This is a genomic window from Yoonia sp. MH D7 (assembly GCF_054439475.1).
The window spans coordinates 936926-955553 of sequence record NZ_JBTJCF010000001.1 but is presented as its reverse complement, the minus strand read 5'-3'; the positions used below and the strand labels follow the sequence as shown (position 1 = coordinate 955553).

20 protein-coding genes are annotated in these 18628 nt (G+C 56.1%); 8 read left to right on the top strand and 12 right to left on the bottom strand.

Annotated features, from left to right (window positions below; all coding sequences use genetic code 11):
• Window positions 1-55 precede the first annotated feature (55 nt).
• From ACXLHR_RS04735 to iscR, 9 genes are all read right to left on the bottom strand, one after another.
• The gene (locus ACXLHR_RS04735; protein ID WP_458790382.1) at window positions 56-1276 is read right to left on the bottom strand and encodes a cysteine desulfurase; all 1221 of its coding nucleotides are present in this window, start codon (window positions 1274-1276) and stop codon (window positions 56-58) included.
• A gap of 2 nt (window positions 1277-1278) precedes the next feature.
• Entirely contained in the window at window positions 1279-1857 is a 579-nt protein-coding gene (locus tag ACXLHR_RS04730; RefSeq protein ID WP_458790381.1) for a YIP1 family protein, read from the bottom strand.
• Window positions 1854-2351, bottom strand: coding sequence for a YIP1 family protein (locus ACXLHR_RS04725; protein ID WP_458790380.1), 498 nt, complete (start codon window positions 2349-2351; stop codon window positions 1854-1856). Before ACXLHR_RS04725 ends, ACXLHR_RS04730 begins: the two co-directional genes overlap by 4 nt.
• Complete coding sequence (locus ACXLHR_RS04720; RefSeq protein WP_458790379.1) at window positions 2351-3628, bottom strand: SufB/SufD family protein; 1278 nt, start codon at window positions 3626-3628, stop codon at window positions 2351-2353. The genes ACXLHR_RS04725 and ACXLHR_RS04720 overlap by 1 nt, the downstream gene beginning before the upstream one ends.
• Window positions 3628-4383: a Fe-S cluster assembly ATPase SufC gene (gene sufC / locus ACXLHR_RS04715; protein WP_458790378.1), complete on the bottom strand. Its 756-nt coding sequence runs from the start codon at window positions 4381-4383 to the stop codon at window positions 3628-3630. Before sufC ends, ACXLHR_RS04720 begins: the two co-directional genes overlap by 1 nt.
• A gap of 99 nt (window positions 4384-4482) precedes the next feature.
• Window positions 4483-4983, bottom strand: coding sequence for a hypothetical protein (locus ACXLHR_RS04710; RefSeq protein WP_458790377.1), 501 nt, complete (start codon window positions 4981-4983; stop codon window positions 4483-4485).
• A 114-nt stretch (window positions 4984-5097) separates the two neighbouring features.
• Window positions 5098-6621: a Fe-S cluster assembly protein SufB gene (gene sufB / locus ACXLHR_RS04705; protein ID WP_458790376.1), complete on the bottom strand. Its 1524-nt coding sequence runs from the start codon at window positions 6619-6621 to the stop codon at window positions 5098-5100.
• 12 nt (window positions 6622-6633) lie between these two features.
• Window positions 6634-7671, bottom strand: coding sequence for a cysteine desulfurase family protein (locus ACXLHR_RS04700; protein ID WP_458790375.1), 1038 nt, complete (start codon window positions 7669-7671; stop codon window positions 6634-6636).
• Window positions 7668-8129 (bottom strand): Fe-S cluster assembly transcriptional regulator IscR, encoded by a 462-nt coding sequence (gene iscR / locus ACXLHR_RS04695; RefSeq protein ID WP_458790374.1) that lies wholly within the window; start codon window positions 8127-8129, stop codon window positions 7668-7670. Before iscR ends, ACXLHR_RS04700 begins: the two co-directional genes overlap by 4 nt.
• A gap of 173 nt (window positions 8130-8302) precedes the next feature.
• Between iscR and ACXLHR_RS04690 the strand changes: the two genes are divergently transcribed.
• From ACXLHR_RS04690 to ACXLHR_RS04670, 5 genes are all read left to right on the top strand, one after another.
• Window positions 8303-8956 carry an alpha/beta hydrolase gene (locus ACXLHR_RS04690; protein WP_458790373.1) on the top strand — a complete coding sequence of 218 codons (654 nt, stop codon included), beginning with the start codon at window positions 8303-8305 and terminating at the stop codon, window positions 8954-8956.
• On the top strand, window positions 8957-9178 hold the full coding sequence (locus tag ACXLHR_RS04685; protein ID WP_458790372.1) for a hypothetical protein: 222 nt from the start codon (window positions 8957-8959) through the stop codon (window positions 9176-9178). It begins immediately after the preceding gene.
• A 4-nt stretch (window positions 9179-9182) separates the two neighbouring features.
• On the top strand, window positions 9183-9770 hold the full coding sequence (locus tag ACXLHR_RS04680; RefSeq protein WP_458790371.1) for an HD domain-containing protein: 588 nt from the start codon (window positions 9183-9185) through the stop codon (window positions 9768-9770).
• Between the two features lie 167 nt (window positions 9771-9937).
• Window positions 9938-12112: a DEAD/DEAH box helicase gene (locus ACXLHR_RS04675; RefSeq protein WP_458792470.1), complete on the top strand. Its 2175-nt coding sequence runs from the start codon at window positions 9938-9940 to the stop codon at window positions 12110-12112.
• A gap of 352 nt (window positions 12113-12464) precedes the next feature.
• On the top strand, window positions 12465-12794 hold the full coding sequence (locus tag ACXLHR_RS04670) for a TfoX/Sxy family protein (protein ID WP_458790370.1): 330 nt from the start codon (window positions 12465-12467) through the stop codon (window positions 12792-12794).
• Window positions 12795-12871: 77 nt separating this feature from the next.
• Here the strand turns inward: ACXLHR_RS04670 and ndk are convergent, their stop codons facing one another.
• Window positions 12872-13294 (bottom strand): nucleoside-diphosphate kinase, encoded by a 423-nt coding sequence (gene ndk / locus ACXLHR_RS04665; RefSeq protein ID WP_458790369.1) that lies wholly within the window; start codon window positions 13292-13294, stop codon window positions 12872-12874.
• Between the two features lie 126 nt (window positions 13295-13420).
• On the opposite strand from ndk, the gene ACXLHR_RS04660 reads away from it, so the two are divergent.
• The 3 genes from ACXLHR_RS04660 to ACXLHR_RS04650 are packed head-to-tail and all read left to right on the top strand — an operon-like array spanning window position 13421 to window position 16516.
• The gene (locus tag ACXLHR_RS04660; RefSeq protein ID WP_458790368.1) at window positions 13421-15295 is read left to right on the top strand and encodes an ABC-F family ATP-binding cassette domain-containing protein; all 1875 of its coding nucleotides are present in this window, start codon (window positions 13421-13423) and stop codon (window positions 15293-15295) included.
• Entirely contained in the window at window positions 15292-15924 is a 633-nt protein-coding gene (locus tag ACXLHR_RS04655; RefSeq protein WP_458790367.1) for a MarC family protein, read from the top strand. Before ACXLHR_RS04660 ends, ACXLHR_RS04655 begins: the two co-directional genes overlap by 4 nt.
• A gap of 16 nt (window positions 15925-15940) precedes the next feature.
• Complete coding sequence (locus tag ACXLHR_RS04650; protein ID WP_458790366.1) at window positions 15941-16516, top strand: retropepsin-like aspartic protease family protein; 576 nt, start codon at window positions 15941-15943, stop codon at window positions 16514-16516.
• 99 nt (window positions 16517-16615) lie between these two features.
• Here ACXLHR_RS04650 and ACXLHR_RS04645 read toward each other — a convergent pair whose 3' ends face one another.
• Together ACXLHR_RS04645 and ACXLHR_RS04640 are read right to left on the bottom strand one after the other, a co-directional pair.
• Window positions 16616-17080: a DNA polymerase III subunit chi gene (locus ACXLHR_RS04645; RefSeq protein WP_458790365.1), complete on the bottom strand. Its 465-nt coding sequence runs from the start codon at window positions 17078-17080 to the stop codon at window positions 16616-16618.
• Window positions 17081-18544, bottom strand: a complete 1464-nt coding sequence (locus tag ACXLHR_RS04640; protein ID WP_458790364.1) for a leucyl aminopeptidase — start codon at window positions 18542-18544, stop codon at window positions 17081-17083. It lies immediately after the preceding gene.
• Between the last annotated feature and the right edge of the window lie 84 nt (window positions 18545-18628).

The window sequence follows — 18628 nt, the reverse complement described above, 5'->3', positions numbered from 1 at the left end:
TCTATAGCGGTGCTAAACCCGTGCTGCAACTGCGGATGATGGGTTTAAACCCATCCTAACCGAATAATTCCTGACACAGCTCCAAAGCGTCCACCAACACATCAACTTCCTCGACTGTGTTATACATCGCAAATGATGCGCGGCAGGTCGCACCCACGCCCATATGCGCCATCAGCGGCATGGCACAATGTGTTCCTGCACGCACGGCAACACCCTTTTTATCCAGCACCGTCGAAATATCATGGGCATGTGCAGCGCCATCAATCGTCAGACTGAAAATTGCACCCTTGGTCGCAGAGTTACCCTGCACATTCAGCCAGTTCAATCCGTTCAGCTTGGCTCGCGCATAATCGCGCAAGCCCGCCTCATGCGACGCAATCGCGTCCATCCCAATGTCCATCATGTAATCCAGCGCCACACCAAACCCGATCGTCTGCACGATCCCGGGTGTGCCGGCCTCGAACTTCATCGGCGCATCATTATAAATAACGGCGTCACGAGAAACTTCGCGAATCATATCACCGCCACCCATAAACGGACGCATCTCGGCCATCCGCGCAGGGTTCACATAAATTGCGCCCGACCCCGATGGACCATAAAGCTTATGCCCTGTAATCGCATAAAAATCCGCGCCAATGTCTTGCACATCCACAGGCATATGCACTGCCGATTGCGACCCATCCACCAGCACAGGCACACCCTTGGCATGCGCACCAGCACAAATCGCCTTCACATCTACCACGGTACCAAGCACGTTGGACATCTGCGTCACCGCCACCAACTTAGTCTTTGGCCCGATTGCCGCAATCACCGCATCAGGGTCCAGATCACCATTGGCATCCACATCAACCCATTTGATCACAACGCCTAACCGCTCGCGTAAGAAATTCCATGGCACAATATTGGCGTGATGTTCCATAATCGACAAAACGATCTCGTCACCTGCCTGCATACGCGGCGCGGCCCAACTATAAGACACCATATTGATGCCCTCAGTCGTGCCTGAATTCAGGATAATATCATTCTCGGAAGTCGCATTTAAAAACCGCGCAATCTTGGCCCGGACACCCTCATATTTCTCCGTCGCAATCGTCGACAGCGTGTGCAAACCGCGATGCACATTGGCGTATTCTTGCGCGTAAGCCGTATTGATTGCATCAATCACCACCTGCGGCTTTTGCGCAGAGGCCCCATTATCGAGGTAAACCAATGGCTTGCCGTTCACCTTACGCGACAAGATCGGGAAATCTGCCCGTATTTTCTGCACGTCATACATGACTATTGTCCCATACCTGCACTGAAACCAATCAGCGTCATAAAGAGCCCAAACCCGAAACCAATCCCGACAACAGCCATCACAATTGTAGCAAGCGCGCGCGGTAAACTGTTAAACTGGTGCACTTCGTTCACAAAATTAACCATAATCCAGACCAGAGCAACGAGGCCGATGATCGAAATATAAGACGACAAGACCGGACTGAAAAGATAGACCAGCGCTTGCACCACACGCAGCACCAGAGCCACGGCCTCCAGCCAGATCACCGTGGCAAAACAATGCGGAAAAGTCGCCTTACCCCCAAGCACCTGTCCGGTCAAATAAATTCCGAAAGTCAAAATGACCAAAACACAGGCCATCACCAAACCGTAAATATTAGGCGTAAAGCCAAGCGGCATTGCAATCGGTGTAATAAAATACAGCAATTGCACCAGAATGACGCTTAGAATACTGACCAGCGCCAGCCCCATCCACAAGGTGCCGCGCGTGTAACGGCGTTGCATAATACGCTGCGCCATCAGCGCAGGATCTTTCAGCGTGACCAGAATCGCCGCCCAAAAAGATGTGACAAGTTCGCTCATACTTGGGCTTGCCGCAGGGATTGCACCCAGATCACAACAAACGCCGCGATCCAGATAATGCCGACCAGATGCGCTTGCATGCTGGGGCCAATCAGCCCGGTGGTCAGCCCGTAAAGTAACGCCGCAGGGGTCGTCGCCAGCAAGGACCAGAACAACGCAAGGCGCGCAGTGAACCATGTACCCTGCCCGCCCAACAGCTTGGCTATCAAATGCGACACGGCGGCAATCGCATAAAAAAACAACGGCCACACCATCAACCAGCCCAACATTTCATAGGCAATCAGTTGTGACAGCTCTGGCACATCTGCTCCGGGTGCCAGATCAAACCCCGCCGACATACGCGTCAGACGCGGCCATTGCGCGATGAAAATCACCACGCAACCTGCCATCAGATAAGCCAACGCGCGATCTTCACGCGTCCCGTGCGCCATTAAATCGCGCATCACTTCGCGCGGCCTGCGCCATGAACGCAACATGTCAGAGGTGACGGACATCAGCTACGCCGCGCCAGCCAGCCTTCCAAACGGCCCCGCAAGTCCTCGGCCAATTCCGCATCCGAAATCTCGTCCAGAGCCTCAGCCAAAAACGCCAGCGTCAACAGATCGGTTGCCGCTTGAAGCGGCACACCGCGCGACTGCAAATAGAACAATGCATCGTCATCAATTGCACCCGACGTAGACCCATGTGAACAAATCACGTCATCCGCGTAAATTTCCAGCTCTGGCTTGGCCAAAAACTGGCTATCGCCGTCAAGCAACAACGACTGGCTGATCTGGTAGCCATCGGTTTTCTGCGCGCCAGCTTTAACCAAGATCTTGCCTTGGAATACGCCAACAGCCCCATTGCGCAGCACTTTTTTGAACACCTGACGGCTTTCACCGCGCAACCCGTCGTGTGTGATAAACACCGTATCATCGTGATGAAAATCATTGCCATCGCCCACACAAGCGCCCGCGACATGGGCTACTGCATCGTCCCCCATGATCTCGATAATGCACTCGTTACGTGTCAAACAACCGTTCACAGTTAGCGTAAAAGACTTGAACAGGCTTTCACCCGAAATCCTTGCAAAACAGTGAGTTACAGCACGAGGTGTATGTTCCTGACCCTGCGCCCGGACATGGTGAAATGCTGCGCCCTCAGCCACATCCACTTCCATAACTGTATTGAACCGTGCCGCTGCCGGCCCGTTTTCCAGCAAGGTCAAAGATGCACCAGCCTCAACTTTCACCAATGAATGCAACATCACATCGGACGTGTCATCGCTGTGCAAATAGATCAGGCTCACAGGTTTTGCGACCTGTGCCGTCGCACGAATACAGACACCATCCGTAGCAAATGCTGTATTTAGCGTCGCGAGCGGGCGATGCACAGGCGTCTGGCCGCGCGTTTCCAAAGTCCCGTAAAGGTCATTCGCCCAATGAATATCAGCAGCCGAAACATCCGCCAAACGGGAAATTTCCAATCCCTCATGGGCCAGATCATCCGACGCATCCGCATCAAACACACCATCAACAAAGACGATTTTAATCCGGTCCACAGCATTAAACAACTCGGTCTCATCCGCATCGGACACAGGCGCCACCACAGCACCCACTGCCGTCAACGTCGTCGGATCAGTGTATTTCCAATACTCGTCCCGTTTTGACGGCAGGCCCATCATGGACAGACGGGACAACGCATCCTTACGATGCGCATCCAGGCCGGCAGGCAACGTAAGGTCAGCTAATCGCGCCTCGGTTGCATCCGCTTTCAATTTGGCCAGTGCCATTACGCCACCTCCGCCAGAATATCTGCATAGCCGTTATTTTCAATTTCCAACGCCAGTTCCGGACCACCCGATTTGATGATCTTGCCATCCGCCATAATATGCACAACGTCCGGCACAATATGGTCAAGCAGACGCTGGTAATGCGTGATCAGCAAAAACGACCGGCCCTCCGAGCGCAGCGCGTTCACGCCTTGCGCAACCAGCTTCATCGCATCAACATCCAAACCTGAATCGGTCTCGTCCAAGATGCACATTTTTGGCTCCAACATCGCCATCTGCAAAATCTCGTTACGCTTCTTCTCGCCACCCGAGAAACCCACGTTCACCGGACGCTTCAGCATCTCAGCGTCAATCTGCAAGCTCTTTGCCTTCTCGCGCACAATCCGTAGAAAATCCCCCGCCGAAAGCTCGTCCTCGCCACGCGCTTTACGCTGTGCATTCACCGCCGTGCGCAGAAACGTCATATTCCCCACGCCCGGTATTTCGACAGGGTACTGGAACGCCAGAAACAAGCCAGCCGCTGCGCGCTGTTCAGGATCCATATCCAACAAATCAACACCGCCCAACATGGCCGAGCCGCCCGTCACTTCGTAACCGTCTTTACCTGACAAAACATAAGACAGCGTCGATTTACCAGACCCATTCGGTCCCATAATCGCATGCACTTCTCCTGCGCCAATCGAAAGATCAACGCCTTTCAGAATTGTTTTATCTTCGTCATGAAGGTCAGCCATCAGGCCTTTGATTTCTAACATTTTATATCTCCTGCGGATGGGCGAACATAGTGTGAAACGACAAAATCCCAACGAGCATGGGAGCTCGCTGGGGCAAAAAACGCAGGCCAAAGAGGCCTGTTATAGCGTGTAGGTAGTTCCCAAAAACGTCAGACTTGCTGCCGTTGTGCCTGCTTGGATCGCGGCGACGAACTCCGGCGAATACGCGATCTTGAAGGTATCTGGAAATAGCCAAACGAGGTTGTGTAGGCTCAATGACATCAGCCATATCCCAAAAAACTGGACGCCCCAATGTAGCATGATTTTCAGGTTCAGCAGACCGCCGATCATCACCGCCAAAAGCATAGCACAACTCAATGACACCAAAGGCGCATCGACGTAAATCATGCCAAACCGCGCGGCTAAAAGTTGTGACAGCACATAGGCCAACGCGCCCAAAACTAACGATGCCAGCAGTGACGCGGCGTTGATCCGCCTGCCCTTCACCTTCGCAATTACCTGTTTCGACAGGCGTTTGGGAATATGCATCGCGAGATCGGGATCGTAATAAGAGATATTGCGCGGATCGCTGATCTTGCGCACACGCGCCTGAAATCCCTCGACTTGTTCTGTCATAGTCATAGATATTGCCCCCAAGCGTTATGCCTGAGGTCATACTTTGGCGATCACTGCGGCCCAAATAAGGCAGACCCGCGGCAATGCGACGACATTTATGATGACTTTGAACCGTCACGCCTAGCCCACCGACCCTTCCAGCGAGATCGCGACAAGCGCTTGGGCTTCCATCGCGAACTCCATCGGCAATGCCTGCAAAACTTCTTTGCAGAACCCGTTGACCACCAAGGCCACAGCCTCTTCCTCGTTCATGCCACGTGAGCGGCAATAGAAAAGCTGATCATCATCAACCTTGGACGTGGTCGCCTCGTGCTCGACACGGCTGCTGTTATTCTTGACCTCAATATATGGCACGGTATGTGCCCCACATTGCGAGCCAATCAGCAAGCTATCGCACTGCGTATAGTTGCGGCTTTCCTTCGCTTTGGGATGCATCGACACCAACCCACGATAGGTATTCTGCGCTTTACCCGCCGAAATCCCCTTGGACACAATGCGTGACTTGGTGCGCTTGCCCAGATGCACCATTTTGGTGCCCGTATCGGCCTGCTGCATATTGTTGGCAATCGCGATCGAGTAAAACTCGCCCTGGCTGTCATCACCGCGCAAAATGCACGACGGATATTTCCAAGTGATTGCAGAACCGGTCTCGACCTGCGTCCACATCACCTTAGAGCGCGCCCCACGACAATCAGCACGCTTGGTCACAAAGTTGTAGATGCCGCCAACACCGTTCTCATCGCCGGGATACCAGTTCTGCACGGTGGAATACTTCACCTCCGCATCTTCCTCGATAATGATCTCGACCACAGCGGCATGCAGCTGCGCCACATCACGCTTGGGGGCAGTACAGCCCTCAAGATAGGACACATACGATCCCTTATCGGCAATAATCAACGTGCGCTCAAATTGACCGGTATTCTCGGCATTGATCCGGAAATAGGTCGACAATTCCATCGGGCAGCGCACACCGGGCGGGATGTAAACAAACGAGCCATCCGAAAATACAGCAGAATTCAACGTCGCATAAAAGTTGTCCGACGCTGGCACAACCGTGCCCAGATACTTCTTCACCAACTCGGGATGCTCTCGGATCGCCTCGGAAATCGAGCAGAAAATTACGCCCGCTTTTTTCAACTCGGCTTGGAACGTCGTACCAACCGACACAGAATCAAACACCGCGTCAACCGCAACCTTGCGGCCCTCGGCAGGCGGCATATCCGCGCCCTCAACACCGGCTAAAATCGCCTGTTCCTGCAACGGAATCCCCAATTTCGCATAGGTCGCCAGTAACTTCGGATCAACCTCATCCAGCGACTTCGGCTTCACTTCCATGCTTTTCGGGCGGGCGTAATAATAGATATCTTGGAAATCAATCGTCGGGTAGTTGACCATCGCCCATGTCGGCTCGACCAGCTTTTCCCACCGCGCAAATGCCTCAAGACGCCAATCGGTCATCCACTGCGGCTCTTCGTTCTTGGATGAAATCAGCTTGACGATGTCAGTATTCAACCCCTTGGGCGCATACTCCATCTCGATTTCTGTTTCCCAGCCGTATTTATACGCACCAGACAGGGCAGCCACCGCATCCACAGTGTCCTGATCTACGCCCTCTTTGACGTCAACTTGATCTACAGTCGCCATGTGTCTTACTCCTTAACCGCGCGCCACTGCGCGCGCATATTTATCCGTCCAAGCCTGCGCGAAACGCAAAACCTCATCTTCAGTTGTCTCAATGCCCAATGATACGCGCACTGCGCAGCGGGCTTGATCATCCGTCATCCCAAGAGCGGCCAAAACGGGGCTGGCTTTCACCTTGCCGCTCGAACAGGCCGATCCCGCCGAAATGGCAAATCCCGCCAAATCCAGGGCCATTACCTGAGTCTCGCCCTTCCAACCCGGCGCCACGAAGCAGCTGGTATTGGGCAGGCGATTAAACTCTTTCCCGACAAAAATAGTCTGTTCCACAGATTCCTCAATGGCCTTTTCTAGAATATTTCTAAGTTGCGCAACCCGCTCCCAGCGTCCATTTGCCAAATCTCTCTGCGCCGCCACGGAAGCAGCGCCAAAACCCGCAATCGCTGCGACATTTTCCGTGCCGGACCTGCGGCCCATCTCTTGCCCGCCACCTTTGATCTGTGCAGCCAAATCAGTGCCCGCCGGAAAGATCAACGCGCCAATCCCCTTAGGCCCACCAAACTTGTGCGCCGAAACGAAAACCATCTGCACACCCGACCACGCAAACGAAAACGGCACTTTACCAAACCCTTGGGTCAGATCACTCACGGCCAACCCTTGCGGCAAATCCTGCACAATTCCAGTCTCGGAATTGGCCAGTTGCACCACAGACGTTGCAGGCTCGTCCACGACAACACGCCCATCGACAACAGGCAACCGCGCCTCAACCCAAGCCGCCACCGCCGCATGTTCCAAGCCAGACGCTTGCAGTCCACGTCCCGCCAAACACAATGCCGCTGCCTCGGTCGCACCCGACACAAACACAACATCCGCACCAGACGCCCCAACAGCCTGCGCAATCTGCGCGCGCGCTGTCTCTACAATCCCCTTGGCCGCCCGCCCCTCGGCATGCACAGAACTCGGATTGCCGACAACGTCCATCGCCGCAATCATCGCCGCACGGGCCTCGGGACGCAGCGGCGTGGTCGCGTTATGATCCAGATAAACGCGTCTCATTCATCATCCACAATCTCAAACAAGGCAGGCACCGCAGGGCATGGCACCATCTCATTGGCCACCACATCCGACAGGCGTGTTTGATGCAAAAACACATAAACGTTGGCACTTAAACCTTCCCACAAACGGTTGGTCAGCGATTGTGCACGGCTGCCCGACGCACCACCAGAGGCCCCCGCCCCCTTGTGCATCGCACTCACCGTCTCATCGACCGCGCCCAATATCTCGGACACACGAATATCCGACGCCGCACGCGCCAAACGATATCCGCCACCCGGACCACGCACCGATTCCACTAGTTTCGCGCGACGCAGTTTCACAAACAACTGCTCCAGATACGCCAGCGATACATCTTGGCGCTTGGAAATCTCGGTCAGGTTCACCAGCGCGCCCGAGGGCTGCAACGCCAAATCGGCCAGCGCCACCATTGCATAGCGGCCTTTTGTACTTAATTTCATCAGGCCACTCCCGCGCATAAAAGCGCAATTTCATTGACGTTGGGGTTCCGCGTCATTAGGTGCAACTCAACCCATGATGCGAGGGATGCCCCTCTCATTTAGAATCTTTCTAAAGTGCCTGATGCTTTTCGTCAAGAATGGCCTAGGCCCCTAAGTCCAAGAAGGTCTCATTTATGCCCGAAGTTATTTTCCCTGGTCCCGAAGGCCGCCTCGAAGGTCGCTACCACCCACAAAAAGACCGCGACGCGCCTATCGCGATTGTGCTGCACCCGCACCCTCAGTTCGGCGGGACCATGAACAACAAGGTTGTTTATAACTTGCACTACGCTTTTTATAACATGGGCTTTACCGTTTTGCGGTTCAACTTCCGTGGCGTCGGGCGTAGCCAAGGCGAATACGATCAAGGCGTGGGCGAACTCTCTGACGCCGCCTCAGCCCTCGACTACCTGCAATCGATGAACAACAATGCGAAACACTGCTGGGTTGCAGGTTTCTCGTTTGGCGCGTGGATCGGCATGCAACTCCTGATGCGCCGCCCCGAAATCACAGGGTTTATCTCTGTTTCGCCTCCCGCGAACATGTACGACTTCAGCTTCCTTGCGCCCTGCCCCGCCTCCGGTCTGATCATCAACGGATCCGCCGACCGCGTTGCCCCGCCAGCGGACACCGTCACGCTGGTCAACAAACTGCACGAGCAAAAGGGCATCACCGTCACCCATGACGAAACACCGGGTGCTGGCCACTTCTTTGAAGACCCTTACATGGACCCGATGATCGGCACCGTGAAATCCTATGTGCGCCGCCGCCTGACAGAGACAACACGATAAATGAGCGACTATACTCTCGATACCGCCAACGAACTGGCCGATCTTGCAATCAAAGAACAAGAAGCATCGGGCAACGAGAATATAGTGCCAAACATCGCCGAAGTCTTGGGCGCCTCTTCGCAAACCCTGCAAGAAGCGTTCCTGACGGCGGTGCGTGTGCGGCGCGCCGAAATCCGCGCTCGGGAACTTCTGGCCGCATCAGCAGCAAAACGAGGCGCCTAACCGGATGTCACGCATCGACCAGCAGCTTGCTTTCCTAATCGAGGCAGACCGCCTGAAATCGGTCCTGCGCGGCACATCACTGCACGATAATTCGCGGCAGGAAAACACCGCCGAACATAGTTGGCACATTGCGCTATATGCGCTGACCATGGCTGAACATGCGACCAACCCCGTCGACACCGCCCGCGTCATAAAAATGCTGTTGATCCATGATCTGGTCGAGATCGACGCAGGCGACGTGCCAATCCACTCTACCGCCGCGCGCGATCCGTCCGCCCAAGATGCTGCCGAACGCGCCGCCGCTGACAGGATCTTTGGCCTTCTGCCCCCCTACCAAGCCGCTGATTTTCGCGCGCTTTGGGAAGAATTTGAAGCCGCTGCTACCAACGACGCCATTTTTGCCAAATCCATCGACCGCGTGCAGCCGGTGATCTCGAACCTGCAAGCAGGCGGCAGCAGCTGGATCGACTATGACGTAACCCGCGACCAACTCGAAGCCCGCGTCGCTGTAAAAGTCAAACGCGGCGCACCAGCAATCTGGGATGCGCTTAAAACCCGCATCGACACATGGTTCGCAACAAATAACCAATAAATGCCCGACAACGTTTGACTCTCCACTGATATAAGTCTAGAGGCAGAACTTCGGGCCGAAGACTTGACGATGGATGCAAGCGAGCGCCTGTTTATGGAACCCAACTGCTCGATGCACTTGGGGCGCACACTTATAGTATCCGTCCGAAAGCAAAATATATGACCACTATGATTCCGACCCTTGCCGCTGCATTGGAAAAACAGGGCTACGACACCCTGACCGCCGTGCAAGAAGCTGTAACAAACCCCGAGCTTGACGGCAAAGACCTGCTGGTCTCCGCACAAACCGGATCAGGTAAAACCGTAGGCTTCGGCCTTGCGATCGGCCATACAATCCTGACCGAAGACGGCACATTCGGCCCCGCCGCACGCCCGTTGGCTCTCTGCATCGCACCAACCCGCGAGCTTGCATTACAAGTCAAACGCGAACTCCAGTGGCTCTACGCGGGCGCTGGCGTGACAATGGCATCCTGCGTTGGTGGCATGGACATGCGTGACGAGCGCCGCACACTTGAGCGCGGCGCGCACATCGTTGTCGCCACACCGGGCCGCCTGAAAGACCACGTTATGCGTGGCTCGATGGACATGTCCGACATCCGCGCGATTGTGTTGGATGAAGCCGACGAAATGCTCGACCTTGGCTTCCGTGAGGACCTCGAATTTATCCTTGGCGAAGCACCAGCCACACGCCGCACCCTGATGTTCTCCGCGACAGTGCCAGCCGCCATCGCGAAACTCGCAAAATCCTATCAAAAAGACGCCGTGCGCGTAGCAACTGTGTCCAAAGAAAGCCAGCACGCCGACATCGAATACCGCGCGCTCTCCGTCGCCAATCACGACATCGACGCGGCGATCATCAACACGCTGCGCTTCTACGACGCACCAAACGCAATCGTGTTCTGTAACACCCGCGCCAGCGTCACGCGCCTGACTACCCGCCTGTCCAACCGTGGCTTTGCAACCGTGGCACTGTCAGGTGAGCTGAGCCAGCAAGAACGTTCCCACGCCCTGCAAGCCATGCGCGACGGTCGTGCACGGGTCTGCGTCGCAACTGACGTGGCCGCTCGCGGCATCGATTTGCCAAACCTTGAATTGGTGATCCACGCCGAACTGCCAACAAACGCCGAAACCTTGTTGCACCGCTCGGGCCGCACCGGCCGCGCGGGCCGCAAAGGGGTTTCCGCCCTGATCGCACCCGCCAAAATGAAGCGCCGCGCCGAAAACCTGCTGACATGGGGCAAACTGACCGCCACTTGGGCCACACCGCCCACCGCTGACGAAGTCACCGCGCGCGATCAGGAACGCCTGCTCGAAGATCCGGTCTGGACCGAAGAAATCCCAGAGGCCGACGCCATTTTCGCCGCAAAACTGCTCGAACTTCACACACCCGAAGTTATCGCCGCCGCTTACCTGCGCCTGTTTGCAGGCAAAAACTCTGCCCCCGAAGACTTGTCCGACTATAAAGACGGCCCACAGCGCGCCGACCGCGCCGACCGTCCTGACCGCTCGCCAAAAGAGCGCAAAGAGTTCGGGCCCTCCAAATGGTTCTCTGTCGATGTGGGCCGTGAAGGCAAAGCCGAAGCACGCTGGTTGCTACCGATGATCTGCACCGCAGGCGGCATCACCAAATCCGAAATCGGCGCAATCCGCATTCAACCGAACGAAACCTTCGTGGAAATCTCCGAGCCAGCGGTTGCAGGGTTCCTGAAATCCGTAGGCTCCGCAATGTCCTTGGAAAACCAGGCGAAATTGACAGCACTCGACGGTCCACCACAACTCGGCGAACGTGGTCCACGCGTCGGCAAACGTGACTACGACGACAAACCACGCGCACCACGCGAAGACCGTGGCCCACGTGAAGATCGCGCACCACGCAAACCGCGCGACACCTCCACGCCACCACCGTCGACGCAAGAACACGTCGCGGCTATCCAACCGACAGGCGACGCAGCCAAGCGCGAAAAACCACGCCACAAAAAATCCAACTTCGCCAAGCCAGAGCGCCGCGATCACGGTGATGCAGTAGCCCCAATCAAGAAACCTTACAAAGCACGCGACGACGAAAGCCGCCCCGCTTACAAAGGCAAATCTGAAGGCTACAAAGGTAAATCCGACGGCGCAAAACCCGCGTATAAAGGCAAATCCGAAGGCTACAAAGGTAAGTCAGACGGTCCAAAACCGGCATACAAAGGCAAGTCCGAAGGCTACAAAGGTAAAGCTGACGGCGCAAGCGCGGGCAAGCCAAAACCAAAAGCCAACGACACCTCCAAGCGGTTTGTACCACCAGGCGGCAACACTGCACCACGCAAAGGCGCACCAAAACGTGGCGCGCCCAAGCGTTAATAGCGCCTTAATTTCGCCACACGATCGCCTCTTGGTTGACCAAGTTCCGTGCAAACGTAACTTATGGCCCACCAAGAGGCCCGCGGAAACTCCGCGATATTGAGGCAATGCAAGGATGAACGCCATGGCACAGTCCACGCCAATCGGTCAGAAAAAAACGCCCGCAACAGCGCCAGAACCGGCTCTCAAACAAGGCGACACTCCCGCGCCCAAGCCGATTTTTACCGATTACGCGAGCATTTAGCGACAATAACGGCCAGCGAACTGTGCATCTCCCGTCCTCCTTCGGGTTTCACCGCAGTCACTGGCCTTTTTTGCGCAAGCCCCTTTTTTGCAGTAGCTAACAACAGTTATGTCCGACCTTACCACCATCCGAAATATCGGCCCCGCGCTAGAGACGTCGCTGATCGCGGCAGGCATCACAACAGCCGCGCAGCTGCACGATCTTGGCGCAGACGCGGCCTATTCGCAACTACTCACATCCGGCACCAAACCGCATTTCATCTCGTATTATGTGCTGCATATGTCTCTGCAAGGGCGTCCTTGGAACGATTGTAAAGGTGCAGAAAAACTAGCTCTCCGCACGCGCTTTGACAAAATCAAAGCCGTCGCTTTCGATCAGGATCGCTCTACCCTTGAAGCCATCCTCGACCGCATCGGCGTCATAGACATATCAAAATAAATGCCACCCCAAGCAACAAAAAACCGCCACACATCCCTGCGCGGCGGTTTTTCAAATTCAAAATTATCGCAGTAGACTTAGCCGACCAGTTCAAGACCAGAGAAGAAGAACGCTATTTCTTCGGCTGCTGTTTCTGGTGCATCGGACCCGTGCACAGAGTTCTCACCGATCGACAAAGCAAAATCCTTACGGATCGTACCGATCGCCGCGTCTGCTGGGTTCGTCGCGCCCATAACTTCACGGTTCTTTGCAATCGCGTCTTCGCCTTCCAGAACCTGCACCACAATCGGCTCGGAAATCATGAATTCGCAAAGTTCACCAAAGAACGGACGCTCGGCGTGCACGCCGTAAAACTGCTGCGCCTGTGCCAAAGTCATGTGAATACGCTTGGACGCGACAATACGCAGACCTGCGTCTTCGAATTTTTTGACGATGGCGCCTGTTAGGTTACGCTTTGTTGCGTCTGGCTTGATGATAGAGAATGTACGCTGAATTGCCATGATGGGCCTCTTTTTGTTGATAGTCGGGGCTTCCCCCGCGTGAATTGATGCGCGCGAACTAACATGGGCGTCCAACCTTGAAAAGCGGTGATTGACGTCCCCGCCAACATCAGGCAAAGCGACCTCATGCTTAAAATATCAGACATCACATATTCCGTCGCTGGCCGTACATTGGTCGAGCATGCCTCCGTCACCATCCCAACCGGCCACAAGGTCGGCCTCGTGGGACGCAACGGCTCGGGCAAAACCACGCTGTTCAAAATCATCCGGGGCGAGATGGTGCTTGATACAGGCTCTGTGAACCTGCCTCAGGGCTGGAAAATCGGCGGCGTGTCCCAAGAGGTGCCCGGAAACGAGGTGTCCCTGATCAACACCGTGCTGCGTGCCGACACAGAACGCGAATCCCTGATGGCCGAAGCAGAAACCGCCACCGACCCGCACCGCATCGCCGAAGTCCAAACGCGCCTCTCCGACATCGACGCATGGTCCGCCGAAGCCCGCGCTGCCTCGATCCTGCGCGGCCTTGGCTTCACCCACGAAGAACAGTTGCAGCCCTGCTCCGCCTTCTCTGGCGGTTGGCGCATGCGCGTGGCCTTGGCCGCCGTTCTGTTCTCGGAACCCGATCTGTTGCTGCTCGACGAGCCAACGAACTACCTCGACCTTGAAGGCGCGCTTTGGCTCGAGAACTACCTCGTCAAATACCCGCACACCGTCCTGATCGTCAGCCACGACCGTGAACTGCTGAACCGCTCCGTCGGCGGCATCCTGCACTTAGAGGACAAAGGCCTGATCTACTACACAGGCACCTACGACATGTTCGCCAAACAGCGCGCCCAAAAACGCGCACTCTTAGCCTCGGCTGCGAAAAAACAAGACGCCAAACGCGAACACCTGCAAGCCTTTGTCGACCGCTTTAAAGCCAAAGCCTCCAAAGCCAAGCAAGCCCAATCGCGCGTCAAAGCGTTAGAGAAAATGGAAACAATTCGTGCGCCCGAAGACGTGGCACGTACTGTGTTCACCTTCCCCAAACCAGAAGAGCTGTCGCCCCCGATCATCGCCACAGAGAACGCATCCGTGGGCTACGGCGACACAATCATCCTGCGCGACCTGAACCTGCGCATCGACCAAGACGACCGCATCGCCCTTCTGGGCCGCAACGGCGAAGGCAAATCGACCCTGTCGAAAATGCTCTCGGACCGTCTGCAAATCGCCAGCGGCAACATGGTCACCTCAAGCAAATTGCGCATCGGCTTCTTTGCACAACACCAAGTGGACGAGCTCTACGTTGACGAAACACCGCTCGAACACCTGATGCGCGAACGCGCCTCCGAAGGCCAAGCCCGCCTGCGCGCTCGCCTCGCAGGTTTTGGCCTCGGCTCAGACCAAGCTGACACCGAAGTTGGCCGCCTCTCCGGTGGACAAAAGGCACGTCTTTCACTCCTGCTGGCCACCCTGCCCGCGCCGCACCTGCTAATCCTCGACGAGCCGACCAACCACCTCGACATCGAGAGCCGCGAAGCGCTCGTTGACGCGCTGACCGCCTATTCGGGCGCCGTGATCCTCGTTAGCCACGACATGCACCTGCTCTCCATGGTCGCTGACCGGCTCTGGTTGGTCAAAGACGGTCACGTCACCCAATACGACGACGACCTCGAGGCCTACCGCAAAATGCTGCTCTCGCCCGAAAAACCAATGGGCAAGGACAAAGGCAAAGCCAAAGTCCCCCCCCCAAAGGTCGAGACCTTCTCGCGCGAACAGATCCAGGCCATGCGCGCCGATGCCAATAAATCCGAAGAACGCGTCAAAAAAATCAACGACATGCGCGACAAACTCGCCAAAAAACTCGCGGACCCCGCTCTTTACGAAGATGGCAAAGCAGGCGAATTGGCGACATGGAACAAAAAATACGCCGAAGTCATGACCGGGCTAGAGCGCGCCGAAAGCATGTGGATGCAGTCACTCGAAAAACTTGAAAAAGCCCAGAAGACCACGAAAAAATGACCGAACTGCCCGCCCTGATCGCAGCCTTCACAACGCTGTTTATCATTATCGACCCTCCGGGGCTGGCACCGCTGTTTGTGGCCCTGACCCAAGGCATGAACGCAGCACTACGCCGCACCGTTGCCCTGCGGGCCTGCCTGATCGCAGGTGCTTTGATGCTTGCGTTCCTGTTCCTTGGCGAAGCTTTACTCGATTTTATCGGCATCTCGATGCCTGCTTTCCGCATCGCAGGCGGAATCCTGTTGTTCCTCACAGCACTCGAAATGCTGTTCCAAAAACGGCAAGCACGCCGCGAAGATAACGCCGCCGAAGGCCAGGCAGAACACCACGACGACCCTTCTGTCTTCCCGCTCGCCCTGCCGCTGATCGTAGGTCCAGGCGCTATTACCACGATCATCCTGCTTGCCGGCCAAGCGAATACCGCACTGGATTTTGCAGCGATCACCGGCGTCATGGCCGCTGTTCTGGTCTCGGTTTTCCTCGCCCTGCTCGTCGCTACACCGCTCGATAGAATGCTTGGCAAGACCGGCACCAACATCGTCACCCGCGTTTTGGGTATGCTCTTGGCCGCCCTCGCGGTGCAGTTCATCCTCGACGGTATCGCGCAGTCTTTTGGTCTCGGCACATAGCCCCTATATTAGCTTCATGACAGAGAACCAAACAGCCGATTTCATCTACCTAGCGGTCCTTGGACTGGTGCTTTTGGCCTCATATCTGATGGCCAGCCGGATGAACTTGGGCAAAACCCTGCAACAGGCTGGCATCTGGGTGCTGATCTTCATGGGCGCCGTTGCGGTGATTGGCATGTGGTCCAATATCGAGGACGCGCTGTTACCAAAACAAGCGGTCGCGGGCGAGACAATCACCCTGCCCCGTATGCGCGACGGACACTACTATATGACGCTCGACGTGAACAACGTGCCGATTGAGTTTGTGATCGACACAGGCGCCAGCCAAGTCGTGCTGTCTCGCAGTGACGCCACCAAAATCGGTATCGACCTTGATACGCTCGCCTATCTCGGCAGCGCAAATACCGCCAACGGCACCGTGCGCACCGCCGCCGTGCGGCTCGATACAGTCAGCTTGGGGAATATCCAAGACACAGGCATGCGCGCAGTCGTTAATGACGGCGAAATGGCGGGTTCGCTGTTAGGCATGACCTATCTGTCCAAATTCGACAGCATCACCATCCAGAACAACCAATTGATCCTGACAAGGTAGCGCCATGAAATATATCATCATTTTCGGCCTCTTAGGCCTTTGCGCCTGCACACCGGTTCCAACCGATCTCCCCGCGGACTTTAACGCTGAATTTGATTTTTAAGGCGCGCCGCTCTCGGCTTTCTTGACCCATGCGCCATCTACCTGCGCCCAATACTGCGCCTGACATCCAGCATCGGACAGCATTTTCCACTGACCACGAGCATGATTTAACGCGGCGTCATCATATCCATCAAACAAGATACAGGCCCGCGCCGCCGCGTTCACCTCATCCGCACTCAACGCCGCGCCATCCACCGACATCACACAGTCAAACCCGTCGGCAGGTACATCCACTCCCAACAAAACCGGTTGCTGCGCGTCGCTTGCACCACCAGCCATGCCATGCGGCAGAAACGACGCAGGCGCACCAGCCCACAACCGCTCGTCCAGCCGCTTCAACGCCGCCTCACCGCGCCCACGCACCAGCACACGCCAACCCGCACCACGCGCCTTGCCGACCAACATCGGCAAGGTCTGATCCAGCGGCGTATCGGTCAGGTGATAGAAATAAACAGCGCCCACTTACGCCTCGTAATTCTCTGAAATTAAACGGTTTAGCGCCATGACACCCCAGCCCGTCGCACCCGCAGGGGCCAGCGTTGTACCACCCGGAACCGCCGCTACACCGGCAATATCCAGATGCGCCCAAGGGGTGCCGTCCTTCACAAACCGCGCCAAAAACTGCGCCGCCGTGATCGAGCCTGCCTGACGCCCACCACCAGTATTACGCATATCAGCCATCCGGCAATCAATCATCTTGTCATACGCCTTGCCCAGCGGCATCCGCCACGCGCCCTCACCCTCAGCTTCTGCCGCTTTTAAGAACGTGCCACTCAAATCATCCGAATTCGAAAACACACCGGCATTCTCATGACCCAAGGCAATAATAACCGCCCCCGTCAACGTCGCCAGATCCACCATACCAACAGGCTTGAACCGCTCTTGCGTGTACCACAAAATATCCGCCAAAACCAAACGCCCCTCGGCGTCGGTATTCACCACCTCAATCGTGTCGCCCTTCATCGAGGTCACAACATCGCCTGGACGCACCGCAGCCCCCGACGGCATATTCTCGACAATTCCGACAACACCAACCACATTAGCCTTAGCTTTGCGCAGCGCCAGCGTCTTCATCACGCCCGACACCACACCTGCGCCACCCATATCGCCAGTCATCTCTTCCATACCTAGCGCCGGCTTGATGCTGATGCCGCCAGTATCAAACACAACACCCTTACCCACAAGTGCGAACGGCGCCTCGTCACCGCCACCATGCCACTGCATCACCACAACCTTCGACGGGCTGTCAGAGCCTTGACCAACACACAATAGCGCACCCATGCCCAGCTTTTCTAATGCAGCCTCTTCCAAAACCTCAACCTTCAACCCGATCGCCTGCAACTCCGCCAAACGGTCGGCAAACTCGGTCGTAGTCAGAACATTCGCTGGCGCATTGGTCAAATCGCGGGTGAAAAACACGCCTTCGGCGATCGCCGCCAATGTTTTTGCATCATGGCTGTCAGGCGTCTCCACCTGAAACACCGCATTGCCACGCGGCTTAGGCGCGGCGGTCTTATGGGCGCTGAAATCATAATCCCGCAGCAGCAGCCCCAAGGCGACATCATCCACGCCCGCCAAATCACCCGCCAGAACAGTCAGCTCTAACGGCCCCTTTTCGCGCGCCAAAGCAGCACCCGCAGCGCGTGCATCCACTTGGGCCGCGTCACGGTCCAGCTTTACAACAATCACGCCATCCGCCGCCATACCCGTCGGAAACGCAACCCGCATCGCACTGCCAGAAGGCGCCGCTGCAAAAGCCTCCGACGCCACAACCCGCTCCACTGCTTTCTGGCTGGCCTTATTCACTTGCTCCGCACAGGCATCCAGCTTGGCATCAGTGCCAATGAAAACAGCAACCAACCCGGTCAGGCTGGCCACGTCGTCCAAGCTCAGATCCGTAAAGCGACAATTGATAGGGTTGGTCATGGCAAGTCATCCTGTTTTTATGCTGTCCGGCAATACCTAGCTGGACCGCGATAAAATGACCAGATAGCGGTTTTGTCCGGCGCA